At 63.0% G+C, this 13,208-nt stretch carries 13 protein-coding genes; all 13 read right to left on the reverse strand.

Translation table 11 applies throughout. The annotated features are described in order from the left end of the window. Nucleotides 1–144 precede the first annotated feature (144 nt). The 13 genes from nuoL to ACXJ7R_RS12595 all read right to left on the reverse strand — a co-directional run bounded on the left by nuoL (nucleotide 145) and on the right by ACXJ7R_RS12595 (nucleotide 13,025). Nucleotides 145–2,118, reverse strand: a complete 1,974-nt coding sequence (gene nuoL, locus ACXJ7R_RS12535; protein ID WP_095087235.1) for an NADH-quinone oxidoreductase subunit L — start codon at nucleotides 2,116–2,118, stop codon at nucleotides 145–147. A 10-nt stretch (nucleotides 2,119–2,128) separates the two neighbouring features. After that, nucleotides 2,129–2,437, reverse strand: a complete 309-nt coding sequence (nuoK, locus tag ACXJ7R_RS12540) for an NADH-quinone oxidoreductase subunit NuoK (RefSeq protein WP_023676620.1) — start codon at nucleotides 2,435–2,437, stop codon at nucleotides 2,129–2,131. A 1-nt stretch (nucleotide 2,438) separates the two neighbouring features. Continuing rightward, nucleotides 2,439–3,059, reverse strand: a complete 621-nt coding sequence (locus ACXJ7R_RS12545; protein ID WP_095087233.1) for an NADH-quinone oxidoreductase subunit J — start codon at nucleotides 3,057–3,059, stop codon at nucleotides 2,439–2,441. Nucleotides 3,060–3,186: 127 nt separating this feature from the next. Beyond that, a complete protein-coding gene (nuoI, locus tag ACXJ7R_RS12550) occupies nucleotides 3,187–3,678 on the reverse strand; it encodes an NADH-quinone oxidoreductase subunit NuoI (RefSeq protein WP_023812382.1) in 492 nt (163 codons plus the stop codon). Then, nucleotides 3,678–4,721, reverse strand: a complete 1,044-nt coding sequence (gene nuoH, locus ACXJ7R_RS12555) for an NADH-quinone oxidoreductase subunit NuoH (protein ID WP_457152114.1) — start codon at nucleotides 4,719–4,721, stop codon at nucleotides 3,678–3,680. The genes nuoI and nuoH overlap by 1 nt, the downstream gene beginning before the upstream one ends. A gap of 2 nt (nucleotides 4,722–4,723) precedes the next feature. Next, complete coding sequence (nuoG, locus tag ACXJ7R_RS12560) at nucleotides 4,724–6,805, reverse strand: NADH-quinone oxidoreductase subunit NuoG (RefSeq protein ID WP_457152115.1); 2,082 nt, start codon at nucleotides 6,803–6,805, stop codon at nucleotides 4,724–4,726. Nucleotides 6,806–6,878: 73 nt separating this feature from the next. Next, nucleotides 6,879–7,577, reverse strand: coding sequence for an NADH-ubiquinone dehydrogenase (locus ACXJ7R_RS12565; RefSeq protein ID WP_457152116.1), 699 nt, complete (start codon nucleotides 7,575–7,577; stop codon nucleotides 6,879–6,881). Between the two features lie 101 nt (nucleotides 7,578–7,678). Continuing rightward, nucleotides 7,679–8,983 (reverse strand): NADH-quinone oxidoreductase subunit NuoF, encoded by a 1,305-nt coding sequence (gene nuoF / locus ACXJ7R_RS12570; protein ID WP_095087224.1) that lies wholly within the window; start codon nucleotides 8,981–8,983, stop codon nucleotides 7,679–7,681. Between the two features lie 10 nt (nucleotides 8,984–8,993). Next, nucleotides 8,994–10,277, reverse strand: a complete 1,284-nt coding sequence (locus ACXJ7R_RS12575; protein WP_457152117.1) for an NADH-quinone oxidoreductase subunit E — start codon at nucleotides 10,275–10,277, stop codon at nucleotides 8,994–8,996. Beyond that, the gene (locus tag ACXJ7R_RS12580) at nucleotides 10,278–11,468 is read right to left on the reverse strand and encodes an NADH-quinone oxidoreductase subunit D (protein ID WP_457152118.1); all 1,191 of its coding nucleotides are present in this window, start codon (nucleotides 11,466–11,468) and stop codon (nucleotides 10,278–10,280) included. A gap of 9 nt (nucleotides 11,469–11,477) precedes the next feature. Further along, the gene (locus ACXJ7R_RS12585; RefSeq protein WP_095087218.1) at nucleotides 11,478–12,083 is read right to left on the reverse strand and encodes an NADH-quinone oxidoreductase subunit C; all 606 of its coding nucleotides are present in this window, start codon (nucleotides 12,081–12,083) and stop codon (nucleotides 11,478–11,480) included. Between the two features lie 4 nt (nucleotides 12,084–12,087). After that, on the reverse strand, nucleotides 12,088–12,669 hold the full coding sequence (locus ACXJ7R_RS12590; RefSeq protein WP_095087216.1) for a NuoB/complex I 20 kDa subunit family protein: 582 nt from the start codon (nucleotides 12,667–12,669) through the stop codon (nucleotides 12,088–12,090). Beyond that, nucleotides 12,660–13,025 (reverse strand): NADH-quinone oxidoreductase subunit A, encoded by a 366-nt coding sequence (locus ACXJ7R_RS12595; RefSeq protein WP_095087214.1) that lies wholly within the window; start codon nucleotides 13,023–13,025, stop codon nucleotides 12,660–12,662. Before ACXJ7R_RS12595 ends, ACXJ7R_RS12590 begins: the two co-directional genes overlap by 10 nt. Nucleotides 13,026–13,208 lie beyond the last annotated feature (183 nt).

Consider the following 13,208-nt stretch of genomic DNA (forward strand, 5'->3'; position numbering starts at 1 on the left):
TGATGAACGTGAACGTCGTCGTCAACAGCGCGATGGCGCGGATGTTGCGGCGCGCGTTTTCACTGTCATCATTGATGAACAGGATGAGCAGCACACCAACCAGCGGCAGGAAGGTGACCAGCGAGAGGATTGGCCAAGCGGTCATCAGAGCATCATCCAGGTGACGAGTGCGGCAACGCCGATCAGCATGGCGAAGGCATAGTGGTAGAGGTAGCCGGTCTGCAGCTTGACGACGCGGTCGGTGACATCGATGACGCGCGCCGAGATGCCGTCAGGACCAAGACCGTCGATGATGGTGCCGTCGCCGGTCTTCCACAGGAAACGACCGAGCCGCTTGGCTGGCCGCACGAACAGGAAGTCGTACAGCTCGTCGAAATACCACTTGTTGAGCAGGAAGGCGTAGAGCAAGCGGTGGTTGGCGGCGACGCTTCGCGGCAATTCCGGCGAGCGGATGTAGAACTTCCAGGCCAGCGCTAAGCCGATCAGCATAGCGATGAAGGGCGAGAGCTCGACCCACAGCGGCAGTTCGTGGATTTCGTGCAGGATGTGGTTGTCCGGCAGTGTGAACAGCGATGCCTTCCAGAATTCGGCATAGCCCTCGCCGATGAAGGCGCCGTGGAAGATGATGCCGGCGAACAGCGCGCCAGCGGCCAGGATGAACAGCGGCACCAGCATCACCGGCGGCGATTCATGGACGTGGTGCATCACCTCATGGCTCGCCCGCGGCTCGCCATGGAAGGTCATGAAGATCAGCCGCCAGGAATAGAAGGAGGTGAAGCAGGCGGCGATGACCAAAAGCACAAAGGCGAGGCCGGCAACCGAATTGTGGCCAGCAAAGGCGCTTTCGATGATGGCGTCCTTGGAGAAGAAGCCGGCGGTGCCGATGACCGTCACCGGAATGCCGACACCGGTCAGCGCCAGCGTGCCGATCACCATCATCCAGTAGGTGGTGGGGATCAGCTTGCGCAGGCCGCCCATGTTGCGCATGTCCTGCTCGTCGGAGACGGCGTGGATGACCGAGCCCGAGCCGAGGAACAGCAGCGCCTTGAAGAAGGCATGCGTGAAGAGGTGGAAGATCGCGGCACCGTAGGCGCCGACGCCGAGCGCCACGAACATGTAGCCGAGCTGCGAACAGGTCGAATAGGCGATGACGCGCTTGATGTCGTTCTGGACGAGGCCGACGGTCGCCGCGAAGAAGGCGGTGAAGGCGCCGATGAAGGTCACGACCGTCAGCGCCGAATGCGACAGTTCGAACAGCGGCGACAACCGCGCCAGCATGAACACGCCCGCCGTCACCATGGTGGCGGCGTGGATGAGTGCGGAGACCGGCGTCGGGCCTTCCATGGCGTCCGGCAGCCAGGTGTGCAGCGGCACCTGCGCCGACTTGCCCATGGCGCCCATGAACAGCAGCAGGCAGACAATCGTCATTGCCGACTGCTTGTCGAGCGCGTGCCCGAGGAAGGTCAGCACGGCGGCACCTTGCGGCGCGCCTTCAGCGGGAATGAACGTCGCCGCATTGGCGAAGATGGTGCCCAGATTGACCGAACCGAACAGCACGAACAGACCGAAAATGCCGAGCGCGAAGCCGAAATCGCCGACTCGGTTGACGACGAAGGCCTTGATCGCGGCGGCGTTGGCCGACGGCTTCTTGTACCAGAAGCCGATCAGCAGGTAGGACGCGAGACCCACCCCTTCCCAGCCGAAGAACATCTGCACCAGATTGTCGGCCGTCACCAGCATCAGCATGGCAAAGGTGAACAGCGACAGATAGGCGAAGAAGCGCGGYCGGTTCGGATCGTGGTGCATGTAGCCGATCGAATAGATGTGGACCAGCGCCGACACAGTGTTGACCACCACCAGCATCACCACTGTCAGCGTGTCGATCCGGAGTGCCCAGGACGCTTCCAATCCGCCCGACTGGATCCAGCGCAGCACCGGCACGGTGAACACTTCGCCATGGCCGAAGCCGACGCTGAAGAACGCAACCCACGACAGCACCGCCGCGATCACCAGGAAGCCTGAGGTGATGTATTCGGATGCCTTGGCGCCGAGCGACGTGCCGAACAGGCCGACGATCAGGAAGCCGAGCAGGGGAAGGAAGACGATGGCCTGGTACATGGTGGATCCGTCAACCCTTCATCATGTTCACGTCTTCGACCGCGATCGAGCCGCGGTTGCGGAAGAAGACGACGAGAATGGCAAGTCCGATGGCAGCCTCGGCCGCCGCGACCGTCAGCACGAACAGCGCGAACACCTGGCCGACCAGATCGCCAAGTGCCGCCGAGAAAGCGACGAAGTTGATGTTGACCGCGAGCAGGATCAGCTCGATCGACATCAGGATGACGATGACGTTCCGACGGTTCAAAAAGATGCCGAACACGCCGAGCGTGAACAGGATCGCCGATACGGTCAGATAATGTGCGATGCCGACGACCATCTCAGACTCCTTCGCCCGACTTGACCTTGCGGATTTCCATGCCGGTCGCCGCGGTGCGGCCGACCTGGGCTGCGATCGACTGCCGCTTGACCCCTTCCTTGTGGCGCAGCGTCAAGACAATGGCGCCGATCATGGCGACCAAGAGCACGAGGCCGGCGATCTGGAAGTAGTAGAGGTAGTCCGTATAGAGGATGTCGCCGAGTGCTGCCGTATTCGAGCGCGTGGCGAGGTCCGGAATTGGCTTGGACACCGTCGAGGCGAGCTGCGGTGCGAATGTGTAACCGCCCAGCACGACGATCAGCTCCGCCGCCAGGATCAGCCCGACCAGCGCGCCGATCGGCGCATACTGCAGCGCGCCTTCCTTCATCTCCGCGAAATCGACGTCGAGCATCATGACGACGAACAGGAACAGCACCATGACCGCGCCGACATAGACGACGAGCAGGATCATCGCCAGGAACTCGGCGCCGGTCAGCATGAACAGGCCGGCCGCGTTGAAGAAGGTCAAGATCAGGAACAGCACCGAATGCACGGGGTTGCGCGACGAAATGACCATGAACGCCGACGCCACCGCGACAAAGGCGAAGAGGTAGAAAAAGGCCGCCTCTAGTCCACTCAGCATGGGGTTCCCCCGGGTTCCTGTCCGGACCGGCTCTCGCCATGTCCGCTTCTGTGGCTTGGTACCGCCTCCGGTTCCCAAGTCGCGTTGTCCTTAGACGAGGCCCCTCGCCCCGTCCATGCGTCAAATATCAGCGATACGGCGAGTCCAGCGAGATGTTGCGCGCCAGTTCGCGCTCCCACCGGTCGCCATTCGCCAAAAGCTTGTCCTTGTCGTAGTAGAGCTCTTCGCGCGTCTCCGTAGCGAATTCGAAATTGGGCCCCTCGACGATGGCGTCGACCGGGCAGGCTTCCTGGCAGAAGCCGCAATAGATGCACTTCACCATGTCGATGTCGTAACGCACCGTGCGGCGCGTGCCGTCATTGCGGCGCGGGCCGGCTTCGATGGTGATCGCCTGCGCCGGGCAGATCGCCTCGCAGAGCTTGCACGCAATGCAGCGCTCCTCGCCGTTGGGATAGCGGCGCAGCGCATGCTCGCCACGAAAGCGCGGGCTGGTCGGCCCCTTCTCGTGCGGATAGTTGATCGTCTCCTTCGGTGCGAAGAACTGGCGCATCGACAGGAAGAAGGCGCTGACGAAATCCTGCAGCAGCAGCGATTTTGCGGCTTGGGACAGAGCGGACATCACGCAAACCCCGTGATCTTGAGGAAGGCGGCGGTGGCGACCACCATGAACAGCGAGATCGGCAGGAACACCTTCCAGCCGAGCCGCATCAGCTGGTCGTAGCGGTAGCGCGGGACGAAGGCCTTCACCATGGAGATGCCGAAGAACACAAAGCAGACCTTTAGCACGAACCAGATGACGCCCGGCACCCAGGTGAACGGCGCGAAGTCGAAGGGCGGCAGCCAGCCACCGAGGAACAGGATGGTGGCCAGCGCGCACATCAGCACGATGGCGACATACTCACCGAGGAAGAACAGCAGGAACGGCGTCGACGAATATTCGACCATGTGGCCGGCGACSAGTTCCGATTCGGCTTCCACCASGTCGAASGGCGRSCGGTTSGTCTCGGCCAGCGCCGAGATGAAGAAAATGACGAACATCGGGAACAGCGACAGCCAGTGCCAGTCGAGGAAGGTGTTGGGCAGGCCGAGCTTGGTGCCCAGCCCATCCTGCTGCGACATCACGATGTCGGACAGGTTGAGCGAACCGGCGCATAAAAGCACGGTGACGATGACAAAGCCGATCGAGACTTCATAGGACACCATCTGTGCGGCCGAACGTAGCGCGCCGAGGAACGGATATTTCGAGTTGGACGCCCAGCCGCCCATGATCACGCCATAGACCTCGAGCGAGGAGATCGCGAAGACATAGAGGATGCCGACATTGACGTTGGCGATCGCCCAGCCCTGGTTGACCGGAATGACCGCCCAGGCCGAGATCGCCAGCACGGCAGAAACCAGCGGCGCCAGGAGAAAAACGCCCTTGTTGGCGCCGGACGGGATGACCGGTTCCTTGAAGACGAACTTCAAAAGATCGGCGAAGGCCTGCAGCGTTCCCCACGGGCCGACCACGTTCGGGCCGCGGCGCAGCTGCACCGCCGCCCAGATCTTGCGGTCGGCGTAGAGGATGTAGGCGACGAAGATCAAAAGCACGACGATCAGCACGACCGACTTGAGAAGGATCAGCAGCGCCGGCAGCACGTAGAAGGAGAAGAAAGTGTCCATGCTTATTCCGCCGCCTGCTTGAAGCCGCTCTTGGCCAGTGCCGAGCATTCCGCCATCACGGCCGATGCCCGCGCGATCGGGTTGGTCAGGTAGAAGTCCGCGACCGGCGAGGTGAAGGTGCCCTTGTTCAGCCGCCCGCCGAGCTTCGCCACCTTGGCGATGTCCTCGGCATTGCCGGCCGCGACCTGGTCGATGCGGGCCAGATGCGGGAATTCGCCATAGAGCTTCGCACGCAGCTGCGGCAGCGAATCGAACGGCAGCTTCTTGCCCAGTACATCCGACAGCGCCCGCAGGATCGCCCAGTCCTCGCGCGCATCGCCCGGCGCGAAGCCGGCGCGGTTGGTCTGCTGCACGCGGCCTTCGGTGTTGACATAGGTGGCCGACTTTTCGGTGTAGGCTGCCGCCGGCAGGATGACATTGGCACGGTGCGCGCCCTGGTCGCCATGCGTGCCGATATAGACGACGAAGGCGCCGCCGGTCTTGGCCATATCGATCTCGTCGGCGCCAAGCAGGAACAGCAGTTCCATCTCGCCCAGCATACCGGCGACGTTCTTGCCGCCCTCGCCCGGCACGAAGCCGAGATCGAGGCCGCCGACGCGACCGGCCGCATTGTGCAGCACTGCAAAGCCGTTCCAGTCCGCCCTGGCGGCGTTGACGGCGGCGGCGAGCTTTGCCGCCTGGCCGAGCACGGCCGCACCATCGGCGCGCGCCAGCGCGCCCTGGCCGACGATGATCAGCGGATGCGTCGCCTTCTTCAGCGTCTGGAAGAACTTGCCGTTTCCGTCAGCCAGATCCTTCAGCAAATCCGGTCCGGCGCCCAGTTGTTCATAGTCGTAGCGCGTGTCGCCGACATCGCCGATGACGCCGACCGGCAGATTGCCGATCCGCCAGCGCTTGCGGATGCGGGCGTTGAGCACCGAGGCTTCATAGCGCGGATTTGCGCCGATGATCAGCACCGCGTCGGCCTGCTCGATGCCCTCGATGGTCGGGTTGAAGATATAGCTGGCCCGGCCGAGCGCCGGATCGAGTGCGGCGCCGTCCTGACGGCAGTCGGTGTTCTTCGAACCGAGCGAAGCCATCAGCAGCTTCAGCGCGTAGATTTCCTCGACCGCGGCGAGATCGCCTGCAATGGCGCCGATCTTTTCTGGTGTTGTCTTCGACACCGCATCCTTGATCGCGGCAAAGGCCTCGGCCCAGCTTGCCGGTGCCAGCCTGCCATCCTTGCGCACATAGGGGCGGTCGAGGCGCTGCGTGCGCAGACCGTCCCAGATGAAGCGGGTCTTGTCGGAGATCCACTCCTCGTTCACCTGCTCGTTGACGCGCGGCAGGATGCGCATCACTTCGCGGCCGCGGCTGTCGACGCGGATCGCCGAGCCGACGGCGTCCATCACGTCGATGGATTCGGTCTTGGTCAGTTCCCACGGCCGCGCCTGGAAGGCGAACGGCTTCGAAGTCAGCGCGCCGACCGGGCAAAGGTCGATGACATTGCCCTGCAGCTCCGAGGTCATCGCCTGTTCGAGATAGGTGGTGATCTCGGCGTCCTCGCCGCGACCGATCAGGCCGAGTTCGGAAATACCGGCGACTTCGGTGGTGAAGCGGACGCAGCGCGTGCAATGGATGCAGCGGTTCATCACCGTCTTGACAAGCGGGCCGATATACTTGTCTTCGACCGCGCGCTTGTTCTCGTGATAGCGCGAGGAATCGACGCCGAAGGCCATCGCCTGGTCCTGCAGGTCGCATTCGCCGCCCTGGTCGCAGATCGGGCAATCCAGCGGATGGTTGATCAGCAGGAATTCCATCACGCCCTCGCGGGCCTTCTTGACCATCGGCGTGTTGGTGAAGATTTCCGGCGCCTCGCCATTCGGGCCGGGGCGCAGGTCGCGCACGCCCATGGCGCAGGAGGCTTGCGGCTTGGGCGGCCCGCCCTTCACCTCGATCAGGCACATGCGGCAATTGCCGGCGATCGACAGCCGCTCATGGAAGCAGAAACGCGGCACTTCCGCGCCAGCGTCTTCCGCCGCCTGCAGCAGCGTGTAGTGGTCGGGTACAGTGATCTCTTTCCCGTCGACCTTGAGCTTTGCCATTCGCCTCAAACCCCTGCGGATTTCCCGCAATCTCTTGTCCCGGGCACGGTCGAAACCGCACCCGGCATTTCATTCATTTCCCGACGGCGAGTGCCGACGCCTGGGCAGTCCAATCGTCACGGACGATACGGCCGGTGAGCGACAAATAATCCTCGACCCAGGCAACCTCTTCCGGCACCCATGCGGCGATCTGGGCATATGTCCAGATACCCAGGCCATTGAGAACCTTCTCCAGCTTCGGACCGATGCCCGATATCGCTTTGAGGTCCGACGGCTCCGCCGGCTTGTCCATAGCCTTCGGCTGCCTGAAATCCTCCGGCATCAACCCGGCCGGAGCCGGGCCTGCTGCTGGGCCGCCATCGGCGACCGGCACTGCGTCGGCTGCCTCCCTGGCAACCATGTCAGTCACGTCCTGCGCGAAGGATTGCGCTTCGGCGATCAAGGTCTTGGTCGCCGCGCGAGCGGCCTTGGAGGCGCTCTTTTCCGTCTCCGGGAAGCGCTCGGTGCGCGCCTCGAAATCATCGACGATCGGCTGCAGCAGCCGTTGCGAGGCTTCGGCAGCCCCCGAGAGCGCGCCCAGCCAGACGCCGAAGGCGTGGTTCGCCAGCCCGATACCGAGCGCCGACATCGCCGCGGCACCCGCCACAGGATGCGCGAGAAGGTTGACGGCGCTCGCCATCTCCTTCGGCATCATCCTGGTCAGATCCTGGTTCATCTTCTCGAACTGGTCCAAATTGGGCATCAATGAGTAGGGTGTCGAATACGGCGCCATAGATATCTCCTGGTCGTTTCTTCGTTCGCCCGCCCCGGTTGTCTCAAATCGGGCACTTGCCCGCATTCCGCTTCGGGCTTTCGCCCGAATTCACAATTTCTCTATTCCGCCGCCACCATCACCGGCTCGGCCCGGTGCGCATTGCGCGAAAACTCGTCGATGCGGCGTTCCACCTCGCCGCGGAAATGCCGCATCAGACCCTGGATCGGCCATGCCGCCGCGTCGCCCAGCGCGCAGATCGTGTGGCCCTCGACCTGCTTGGTGACGTCGAGCAGCATGTCGATCTCGCGCTTCTGCGCTTCGCCGCGCACCAGCCGTTCCATCACCCGCCACATCCAGCCGGTGCCTTCACGGCACGGCGTACACTGGCCGCAGCTCTCGTGCTTGTAGAAGTAGGAAAGCCGCGCGATCGCCTTCACGATATCGGTCGACTTGTCCATGACGATGACAGCCGCCGTGCCGAGGCCGGATTTGAGGTCGCGCAACGCGTCGAAATCCATCGGCGTATCGATGATCTGCTCTGCCGGCACCAGCGGCACCGAAGCGCCGCCCGGAATGACCGCCAGGAGATTGTCCCAGCCGCCGCGAATGCCGCCGCAATGCGTCTCGATCAGCTCGCGGAACGGGATCGACATCGCCTCTTCGACGGTGCACGGGTTGTTGACGTGGCCGGAGACGCAAAACAGCTTGGTGCCGACATTGTTGGGCCGGCCGAAGGACGAGAACCAGGCAGCACCGCGGCGCAGGATGGTCGGCGCAACGGCGATGGATTCGACATTGTTCACGGTTGTCGGGCAACCATACAAGCCGACATTGGCCGGAAATGGCGGCTTCAGCCGCGGCTGGCCCTTCTTGCCTTCGAGGCTTTCGAGCAGCGCCGTCTCCTCGCCGCAGATATAGGCGCCGGCGCCATGGTGCATGTAGATGTCGAAGTCGTAGCCGGACGTGTTGTTCTTGCCGATCAGCTTGGCTTCGTAGGCCTCGTCGATCGCCCGCTGCAGCGCCTCGCGCTCGCGGATGAACTCGCCGCGAACATAGATGTAGGCGGCAATCGCACCCATGGCGAAGCCTGCAAGCAGCGCGCCCTCGACCAGCGTGTGCGGGTCATTGCGCAGGATGTCGCGATCCTTGCAGGTGCCGGGCTCGGATTCGTCGGCATTGATGACGAGGTAGCTCGGCCGGCCGTCGCTCTGCTTGGGCATGAACGACCATTTCAGGCCTGTCGGGAAGCCGGCGCCGCCGCGTCCGCGCAGGCCGGATGCCTTCATCTCGTTGACGATCCACTCGCGCCCCTTGGCGACGATGCCGGGCGTGTTGTCCCAGGCGCCACGCGCCATCGCGCCGGCCAGCGACTTGTCGAAGAGGCCGTAGATGTTGTTGAAGATGCGGTCTTTGTCCTGAAGCATTTTTCGTCCCTCAGACCGGTTTCTTGCCGAAGACGCGGATGTATTCGGCGACGCCACCCTTGGCGAGCGCCTTGGCCTGCTTGACCCAGTCGTCGCGATCGATGCGGCCGTGGAAAGCGAGATAACCGTCCACCCACTCGCGCTCGGCCTTCTTCCAGGAAGCAACCTGCGCGAAGGTGAAAATGCCCAGGGAATGCAGGACGCCCTCGATCTTCGGGCCGACACCAGAGATCAACTTGAGATCGTCGACCAGCGCCGGCCTGTCGATGCCGGCCGGGCGGTTCTTGTCCTCGAGCGACGGCTTGGCCAGCTTGTCAGCCTTCGCGGCTGGGGCCTTGACCTCCGGCGCCTTGAAGGCGGCTGCCGGCTCGGCCTTGGTCTTCGGACCGTTGCGCTGCTTTGAAACCTGCTCGACTTCGGGGGCCGCCTTGTTGGCATTGGCGGCCGAATGCGGCGGGGCCGAAACACTCGCCGCCTTTTCAGCAGCCGGCGCGACCTTGGTCTTTGAAGGCGTCTTCAAGGCCGGGCTGGTTTCAGGCGCATCGGTCTTCGGCTTGCTGGCATTGGACGGTGCGACAGGAGCGGCAGCGGGCGCGACCGTGGCGATTATCGCGTCGGGCGCCGCCTTCGCGGCCTTGGTTGCCTCCCTTGCTTCCCTGTCGCGGGTCGACTTGAGGATCGCCTTTTCGCTTTTCAGGGTCGTGAGGCCGGAGGCCGGCTCCGAGCCGGTGCGCCCGTCCTGCGGTCCGGGCGTCACCGAGGCGCCCTTGCCGGCGTCATAGAGATCGATGATTTCGGCCAGCCGCTCGGGCGTCAAATCCTCGAACGTATCCTTGAAGATCATCACCATCGGCGCGTTGACGCAGGCGCCAAGGCACTCGACCTCTTCCCACGACAAGGTGCCCTTGTCGTTGGTGTGGAACTGGTCGTGATGGATTTTTGAGCGGCACACATCCATCAGCGCTTCCGAGCCGCGCAGCATGCAGGGCGTGGTGCCGCAAACCTGGATGTGGGCGCGGGTACCGACCGGGCTCAGCTGGTATTGCGTGTAGAAGGTGGCGACTTCCAGCCCCCTGATACGGGGCATGCCGAGCATGTCCGAAATCGTCTCGATCGCCGCCTTGGTGACCCAGCCTTCCTGCTCCTGAGCTATCATCAGCAAGGGGATGATCGCCGACTGTTCGCGGCCCTTGGGGTATTTTTTGAGCCATTGCTTCGCCGCTGCCGCGTTCGCCCGGTTGAAGGCGAAGGATGCTGGCTGGACGCTGGCTTCTGCGAGACGGCGGACTGACATTTAGCGATCGACCTCACCAAACACGATGTCGAGGGAGCCGAGAACGGCGGTGACGTCGGCCAGCATGTGGCCGCGGCAGAGGAAATCCATGGCCTGCAAATGCGCGAAACCGGGCGCGCGCAGCTTGCAGCGGTAGGGCTTGTTGGAGCCGTCGGAGACGAGATACACGCCGAACTCGCCTTTCGGCGCTTCGACCGCCGCATAGACCTCGCCGGCCGGCACGCGGTAGCCCTCGGTGTAGAGCTTGAAGTGATGGATCAGCGCTTCCATCGAGCGCTTCATCGCCTGACGCTTCGGCGGCACCACCTTGCCGTCGAGGTTCGACACCGGGCCGGTGCTCTCCTTGCCGAGCAAGAGGTCGACGCACTGGCGCATGATCTTTGCCGACTGGCGCATTTCTTCCATGCGCACGAGGTAGCGGTCGAAGCAGTCGCCGTTCTTGCCGATCGGAATGTCGAAATCCATTTCCGAATAGCACTCATAGGGTTGCGACTTGCGCAGGTCCCAAGGCGCGCCCGAACCACGTACCATCACGCCCGAAAAGCCCCAGGCCCACGCATCGGCCAGCGAGACCGTGCCGATATCGACATTGCGCTGCTTGAAGATTCGGTTGCCGGTGAGCAACTGATCGAGGTCGTCGATCGACTTCAGGAATGGATCGATCCACTTGCCGATATCCTCGACCAGCTTCTGCGGCAGATCCTGATGCACGCCGCCGGGGCGGAAATAGGCCGCATGCATGCGCGAGCCGGAGGCGCGCTCATAGAACACCATCAGCTTTTCGCGCTCGACGAAGCCCCACAGCGGCGGCGTCAGCGCGCCGACATCCATCGCCTGCGTCGTGACATTGAGGATGTGCGACATGATGCGGCCGATCTCGCAGTAGAGCACGCGGATCAGTTGGCCGCGCTTCGGCACATCGATGCCGAGCAGGCGCTCGACGGCCAGTGCGAAGGCATGCTCCTGGTTCATCGGCGCGCAATAATCGAGCCGGTCGAGATAAGGTATCGCCTGCAGGTAGGTCTTGGCCTCGATCAGCTTTTCGGTGCCGCGATGCAGCAGCCCGATATGCGGATCGACGCGATCGACGACTTCGCCGTCCAGCTCCAGAACGAGGCGCAAAACGCCGTGCGCCGCGGGGTGTTGCGGGCCGAAATTGATGTTGAAGTTGCGGACGGAGGTTTCAGCCATTCTGGCGCCTCAATTCGTCTTGGCTTTTTCATCCCCGGGCAGCACGTAGTCCGTGCCTTCCCAAGGGGAGAGAAAATCGAAATTGCGAAATTCCTGCTTGAGCTCGACCGGCTCGTAGATGACGCGCTTGGCCTCGTCGTCGTAGCGCACCTCGACGAAGCCGGTCAGCGGGAAATCCTTGCGCAGCGGATGGCCTTCGAAACCGTAATCCGTCAACAGTCGCCGCAGGTCCGGATGCCCGGAGAAAAGCACACCGTAGAGATCGTAGGTCTCGCGCTCGAACCAGTCGGCGCCGGGATAGACGCCGGTGATCGACGGCACCATCGTCTCCTCGTCGGCCTGCACCTTGACGCGGATGCGCACGTTCTGCTTCGGCGACAACAGGTGATAGACGACGTCGAAGCGCTTGGCCCGCGACGGATAGTCGGCGCCGCAGACATCGATGATCGAGATGAACTGGCAGCGCGCATCGTCGCGCAGGAAAGTCATCACCTCGACCAGATTGCGCGGCTCGACATGGACGGTGAGTTCGCCATAGGCGATCACCGCGTCATTCACGCGGCCGATCAGCTTCTCGCCGAGATAGGTCGACAGTTCGCTCAGGGATGCGGTCATGGATTTACCGTTCGATCGTGCCGGTGCGGCGGATCTTCTTCTGCAACAGAAGAATCCCGTAAAGCAGCGCTTCGGCGCTCGGCGGGCAGCCGGGCACATAGATGTCGACCGGCACGACGCGGTCGCAGCCGCGCACCACCGAATAGGAATAGTGGTAGTAGCCGCCGCCATTGGCGCAGGAGCCCATCGAGATGACGTAGCGCGGCTCCGGCATCTGGTCATAGACCTTGCGCAGCGCCGGCGCCATCTTGTTAGTCAGCGTGCCGGCGACGATCATGATGTCGGACTGGCGCGGAGACGCGCGCGGCGCAACGCCGAACCGCTCCGAATCGTAGCGCGGCATCGAAGTATGGATCATCTCGACCGCGCAGCAGGCGAGGCCGAACGTCATGAACATCAGCGAACCGCTGCGCGCCCAGGTGATCAGCGCCTCAGTCGAGGTGACGAGAAAGCCCTTGTCGGCCAATTCGTTGTTGATCTCGAGGAAGAAAGGATCGTCGGACCCTACCGGCCTGCCGGTGTTGGGATCGATCAGGCCCTTGGGCTTCGGCGCGACGAGCGTGCCGGAACTGTCGTTCAATCCCATTCCAGCGCTCCTTTTTTCCATTCATAGGCAAAGCCGATGGTCAGCACCGCCAGGAAGACCATCATCGACCAGAAGCCGAGCATGCCGATCTTCGAGAACGACACCGCCCACGGAAACAGGAAAGCCACTTCCAGGTCGAAGATGATGAACAGGATCGACACCAGGTAGAAACGGATGTCGAATTTCATGCGGGCGTCGTCGAACGAGTTGAAACCGCACTCGTAGGCGGAAAGCTTTTCGGGATCGGGATTGCGGTAGGCGACCAGGAAGGGGGCGGCCAGCAGCGCCAGCCCGACGACCAGGGCCACGCCGATGAACAGGACGATGGGCAGGTATGAACCTAGAAGTGCGTTCATGCTCGGCTTTCCGTTGGCGCCAATCCACGTTGATTACAGCACCGGACCCTAATGCGGAAGCGTGACAGTTTAACCGCTGAACCGTTTTAAGGGCCTATGCTGCAACGCGGCGAGGGTTAGCGCAGCACTTCCAGCGAAGCAAGTCAAACCTTGTTCAAAACGCGGTGCTGGACGGCATATCCG

The organism is Mesorhizobium sp. P5_C1 (assembly GCF_054049815.1).

What these genes read in the sequence shown, in the direction of transcription:
- nuoK (WP_023676620.1), bottom strand. Translation starts at nt 2,437, where the DNA reads ATGGTCGTCGGCATCGCACATTATCTGACCGTATCGGCGATCCTGTTC.
- ACXJ7R_RS12545 (WP_095087233.1), bottom strand. Translation starts at nt 3,059, where the DNA reads ATGCTGAGTGGACTAGAGGCGGCCTTTTTCTACCTCTTCGCCTTTGTC.
- nuoI (WP_023812382.1), bottom strand. Translation starts at nt 3,678, where the DNA reads ATGTCCGCTCTGTCCCAAGCCGCAAAATCGCTGCTGCTGCAGGATTTC.
- nuoG (WP_457152115.1), bottom strand. Translation starts at nt 6,805, where the DNA reads ATGGCAAAGCTCAAGGTCGACGGGAAAGAGATCACTGTACCCGACCAC.
- ACXJ7R_RS12565 (WP_457152116.1), bottom strand. Translation starts at nt 7,577, where the DNA reads ATGGCGCCGTATTCGACACCCTACTCATTGATGCCCAATTTGGACCAG.
- nuoF (WP_095087224.1), bottom strand. Translation starts at nt 8,983, where the DNA reads ATGCTTCAGGACAAAGACCGCATCTTCAACAACATCTACGGCCTCTTC.
- ACXJ7R_RS12575 (WP_457152117.1), bottom strand. Translation starts at nt 10,277, where the DNA reads ATGTCAGTCCGCCGTCTCGCAGAAGCCAGCGTCCAGCCAGCATCCTTC.
- ACXJ7R_RS12580 (WP_457152118.1), bottom strand. Translation starts at nt 11,468, where the DNA reads ATGGCTGAAACCTCCGTCCGCAACTTCAACATCAATTTCGGCCCGCAA.
- ACXJ7R_RS12585 (WP_095087218.1), bottom strand. Translation starts at nt 12,083, where the DNA reads ATGACCGCATCCCTGAGCGAACTGTCGACCTATCTCGGCGAGAAGCTG.
- ACXJ7R_RS12590 (WP_095087216.1), bottom strand. Translation starts at nt 12,669, where the DNA reads ATGGGATTGAACGACAGTTCCGGCACGCTCGTCGCGCCGAAGCCCAAG.
- ACXJ7R_RS12595 (WP_095087214.1), bottom strand. Translation starts at nt 13,025, where the DNA reads ATGAACGCACTTCTAGGTTCATACCTGCCCATCGTCCTGTTCATCGGC.